The sequence below is a fragment of the Mesorhizobium sp. M1A.F.Ca.IN.022.07.1.1 genome, from assembly GCF_003997575.1.
Classification (GTDB): Bacteria; Pseudomonadota; Alphaproteobacteria; order Rhizobiales; family Rhizobiaceae; genus Mesorhizobium.
This window is the reverse complement of the sequence record NZ_RZST01000435.1, coordinates 1-4,226: the sequence shown is the minus strand read 5'-3', so window position 1 is coordinate 4,226 and position 4,226 is coordinate 1. Positions and strand designations below refer to the sequence as shown.

The window sequence follows — 4,226 nt, the reverse complement described above, 5'->3', positions numbered from 1 at the left end:
TTCCGGCGGCGTCAAGCGCCAACAAGGGCCGGTACTATAAAGTGGACACGCCCGGCGCGACAAACGTCAGCGGCATCACCGACTGGAAGGTCGGGGACTGGATCGTTTCGAACGGCACCTCTTGGGACAAGATCGACAATACCGACCAGGTTTCGAGCGTAGCCGGTAAGAGCGGAGCAGTGACGCTTCAGGTCGCCGACATCATCGACATGAGCGCTAGCGGCCGTTCCCTGGTGCAGGCGGCAAGCAATGCGGCAATGAAGGCGCTGCTCGCGGTGACCGCTGCAGACATCACCGATGCGTCCGCCAACGCTCGCTCGTTGATTACCGCGGCCGACTACTCGGCGATGCGGACGCTCCTCGGCTTGGTAATTGGCACGCACGTTCAAGCCTATTCGGCCGTGCTTGCCGGAACTACCGCGAGCTTCACGACGGCGCTGTTGGCCAAGCTGAACGGCCTACCCGGCACCGTCGACTATGGCGCTGGCAACGCAGGTTTAACTTACGGCGCCGTTGGAACCTATGTCTTTGGCTACAGTCTAAACGGCACCGGCATCGTGGACGGATCCACATACGCCGGGTCTGCGATACAGCCCTCCGGCGTTAGCGAGAACAGTACCACAGACGCCACGGACGATACGGTGTTCGGGTCCGGCTCAATGACTGGCGTTAAGGGCGGCGCCGCTCTTTCAGGGACGTGGAGGGCTATGGGGCGCGTGAACAATAGTGCCGGGTCCAACCGTCGCCGGCAAACGCTCTTCTTGAGGATCTCGTAATGGACTATCGCAACCCCGTTTATAACCAGTTCGGCGCAATTGATCTCGAGATTGAGCATCCTGCATTTGGCTGGATACCATTCACGGCGTCTCCTGATGATCCGGAGGAACTGGGCCGGGCTATGTTCGCCGAAGCAACTGGGACGGCAAAGGCCTACTCGCGGACTGTTCCAACGCTAGAGGAAACCCGTGCCGCCAAGCTCAGCGCCCTTTCGGATCAGCGGTGGAAGGTCGAGATTGGTGGGATTCTCGTGAACGGGGCGCCAGTTCGCACTGATGCAAACAGTCAAGCTAAGATCACGGGCGCCGTAGCCCTTTTCAAGAACGACCCCGAGCTTCAGGCGATCGATTGGGAGGCGCAGCCGGGCATATGGGTCACGCTTGATGCTGTAACGATGACCGCAATCGCCATCGCAGTCGGGAGGCATGTGCAAGCGTGTTTCAGTCGGGCGAGGGCATTGTCTGCGGAAATTGGCGCCGCGTCTGATTTCGCGGCGCTCGAGGCAGTCGACATCGAAACCGGATGGCCTCGCTAACCTACCAGAGACGCCAGAGCAGTAGACAAAGGACGGCGAAACAAAGCCATAGCGACAGGCGGATTTCGAATAGCGCTTGCGCGATAGCGTTCGGCGCGACCTCTTTGAAGTCGTCCTGCTCAAAGCGTTCCTGCGCTTCGATGATTAGGCGTTCCGCTTTTTTTGGCCTGTCTCCAGTCACTGCCGGCTCTCTTCTGAGGCTGTTGAGCGCCAGTTCCATAGCTTGACAGTCCGGTGGTGTCCAGTTCGACCAATATTACTTGTCTCTAAAGTACATCGCTCAACCCGATCAGCCGGGTTGTCTTTCAGCCCCACAGGAGAGACTGTCATGACCGACCCCGTTTTCGGGATCACAATCCGTCGCGACGCCAACGAGGCGGCCGTGCCGTCGAATGCGCTGATGAGCGTCGTCGGCATCTGCATGCCTTTCGGCAAGGCCGCGACGGCGACGCAAGCCGCCTTCGACGCGGCGTTCCCGGCCGGTGTCGCCGTCCGTCTGAACTCCAATGACACGGCCAAGCTGGCGCTCTGCGATCCCGATTCGCTGTTCGTCGACGCCGTCGAGGGCATCAATGCGCAGCTCGGCCCCTACCAGGTCGCCGCCCAGCTCGTGGTCAACCGCGTCGCCGAGGGCGCCGACATCGCCGCGACCATCGCCAACATCGTCGGCTCGTCGGTCGCCGGCACCGGCATCAACGCTTTCGTCAATGCCGGCGCCGATCTCGGCGTCTATCCGCGCCTCATCCTGGTGCCGGGATACACGACGCAGCAGTTCGGCGCGCTGACCGGCCTGACGCTGACGACACAAGGGTCCAACATGACTGTCGCTCCGGCCGTCGAGTTCACCGGCGGCGGCGCCGATCCGAACAAGGTGCTGCCGACCGCGCATGCCGTCATGGGCACCGGTCCCGACGCCCAGAAGGTGGCTTCGCTCGTCATCGACACGCCCGGAGCGTACCTGTCCGCGCCGCTCAACGTCTCCTTCAGCGGCGGCGGCGTCGACGCCGGCAAGGTGCTGCCGACCGCGACGGCAGAAGTCGAGGAACTCGCCAACGCCGTCTGCGCGGCGCTGCCCGAGGTGCTGAACAAGATCCTTGCCGTTGCGATCGTCGATGGGCCGAACGGCCTTGCCGCCTTCACACAGTGGCGCGAGACCCTGTCGTCCGACCGTCTGATCCCGGTGACGCCCGGCATCAAGCGCCTCGACGCGTCCGGCGATGTCGTCACCCGCCCCGCCGCGCCTCGTGTCGCCGGCGTCGCCGTGCGCCGCGACTATGAGAATGACGGCCGGCCATTCCGCTCCTGGGCCAACCAGGCGCTTTACGGCATCGTCGGGCCGGAGCAAAACTATCGCTTCTCGCTCACCGACGGCTCGACGGAAGGACAGGAAATCCTTGCCGCCCAAGGCGGCATCATCGTGCGCGGCGACAGCGGCGACGACTTCGCCATCGCCGATGGCGGCTTCGTCTATATCGGCACCGACAATCTGTCGGACCAGACGATCTGGCAGCAATATCACAAGGTGCGCGGCCGCGACTTCATCGAGCTGACCTGCCTGCGCACGCTGCGGCAGTTCCTGGGCAAGTTCAACCTGACCACGCAGACCATCCAGTCGGTGGTCAACACCGTGCACGACATCCTCGCCAAGGCCGAGGCGAACGGCGACATCCTCGGCTTCAAGTGCAGCTTCGATCCGGAATTGAACAACGCGCAGGATCTGCGCTCCGGCCATATCTATATCGACGCGCAATTCGAGGAAGCGCCGGTGTTCCGCCGCCTGACCATGACCAGCCGTCCCTATGCACCTGCGCTCCAGGCGACGATCGACGAGCTCATTGCTCGCCAGAACCTGATCTCCTGATCACGTCGGCGCGTCGGCGCCGGCCCACACCTCAACTCCTGCCTGAAAGGGAACGCCAGCCATGGCCGAGAAACTGCTGCTGCTCGAACAGGTCAACCTCTTCGTCGGCGACCAGGACCCGGAAGATTCGAACCACATCAAGCTCCAGTCGCTTGGTCTGCCGACGCTGGAGCAGGTGACCGTTGCCCATCTCGGCGGCGGCACGCCCGGCGAGGTCGAGTTCGGCATGAACGCCATCAAGGCGCTGCAGCCGACCTTCAAGCTCGCCGGCTTCGCCAAGTCGAGCTATCGCGCCATGGGCGTCGGCACCAACCAGCCGCTGAACTTCACCGGCTACGGCGTCTTGAAGAACAAGCAGACCGGCGACGCCTTCCAGGCGAAGATGGTCATCCGCGGCATCGTCAGCCGCATCGCGCCCGACGCCTTCGACCGCGCCTCGGCTTTCGGCCATGATCACCAGATCGGCGAGGTGACCCACTACGAACTGTCGGTCGACAACGAGGAATGGTTCTACTGGGACTATTTCACCACCCGGCGCCGGCAGTTCGGCGTAGATGAGCTGGCCAAGGCCCGCGTGCTGCTCGGGATCGAGTGATGGTCGACAGAAACGCAATCGAGGACTTCATGACGGGCGCCGACGAAGCGGCGCCCGCACCGGCCTCGGCGGTGCCGGAGGTGGACGTTGAGGCGAAGGTTGAATTCGACGACGCCGTTTGCCGCTTCCTGCCATTGCGGCATCCGATCACCGTCGATGGAGAACGTGTCTCCCGCGTCCGGATGCGGCCGCCTCTGCTGGAAGACGTCGACGACTGGTCCAATGCCGAGATCAGCAACCGCGAATTGATGGCGCGGCTCTGCGAGCGGCCGTCCGGCGTGTTGAAAAAGCTCGTCTGGAGTGACGCCGAGGCTTTGATGGAGATTTTCCACCAAATGGTCCCGGAATTCGTCCTCGCAGCGCCGAAGGATGATGCCTGATGGCCAGGATGTCGGCGGAGCTGATCGTCAGCCTGCTCGATCGCGTGTCGGGTCCGGCCGCCAAGGCTCGCACCAGCC

Annotated in this window: 5 protein-coding genes and 1 pseudogene; 5 read left to right on the top strand and 1 reads right to left on the bottom strand. The window is 63.1% G+C overall.

The window, feature by feature from the left end:
• Positions 1-776, top strand: a pseudogene (locus tag EOA75_RS29775) (hypothetical protein); the annotation flags it as partial.
• The gene (locus EOA75_RS29770; protein ID WP_127325822.1) at positions 776-1,312 is read left to right on the top strand and encodes a DUF4376 domain-containing protein; all 537 of its coding nucleotides are present in this window, start codon (positions 776-778) and stop codon (positions 1,310-1,312) included. The pseudogene EOA75_RS29775 and the gene EOA75_RS29770, both read left to right, overlap by 1 nt.
• Position 1,313: 1 nt before the next feature.
• Here the strand turns inward: EOA75_RS29770 and EOA75_RS29765 are convergent, their stop codons facing one another.
• Entirely contained in the window at positions 1,314-1,532 is a 219-nt protein-coding gene (locus EOA75_RS29765; protein ID WP_067327977.1) for a hypothetical protein, read from the bottom strand.
• Positions 1,533-1,640: 108 nt separating this feature from the next.
• Between EOA75_RS29765 and EOA75_RS29760 the strand changes: the two genes are divergently transcribed.
• From EOA75_RS29760 to EOA75_RS29750, 3 genes are all read left to right on the top strand, one after another.
• Positions 1,641-3,173: a phage tail protein gene (locus EOA75_RS29760; RefSeq protein WP_127325821.1), complete on the top strand. Its 1,533-nt coding sequence runs from the start codon at positions 1,641-1,643 to the stop codon at positions 3,171-3,173.
• 61 nt (positions 3,174-3,234) lie between these two features.
• A complete protein-coding gene (locus EOA75_RS29755; RefSeq protein WP_127325820.1) occupies positions 3,235-3,768 on the top strand; it encodes a phage major tail tube protein in 534 nt (177 codons plus the stop codon).
• A 29-nt stretch (positions 3,769-3,797) separates the two neighbouring features.
• Complete coding sequence (locus EOA75_RS29750; RefSeq protein WP_164747655.1) at positions 3,798-4,148, top strand: phage tail assembly protein; 351 nt, start codon at positions 3,798-3,800, stop codon at positions 4,146-4,148.
• Positions 4,149-4,226 lie beyond the last annotated feature (78 nt).

What these genes read in the sequence shown, in the direction of transcription:
- EOA75_RS29750 (WP_164747655.1), top strand. Translation starts at nt 3,798, where the DNA reads ATGACGGGCGCCGACGAAGCGGCGCCCGCACCGGCCTCGGCGGTGCCG.
- EOA75_RS29765 (WP_067327977.1), bottom strand. Translation starts at nt 1,532, where the DNA reads ATGGAACTGGCGCTCAACAGCCTCAGAAGAGAGCCGGCAGTGACTGGA.
- EOA75_RS29760 (WP_127325821.1), top strand. Translation starts at nt 1,641, where the DNA reads ATGACCGACCCCGTTTTCGGGATCACAATCCGTCGCGACGCCAACGAG.
- EOA75_RS29770 (WP_127325822.1), top strand. Translation starts at nt 776, where the DNA reads ATGGACTATCGCAACCCCGTTTATAACCAGTTCGGCGCAATTGATCTC.
- EOA75_RS29755 (WP_127325820.1), top strand. Translation starts at nt 3,235, where the DNA reads ATGGCCGAGAAACTGCTGCTGCTCGAACAGGTCAACCTCTTCGTCGGC.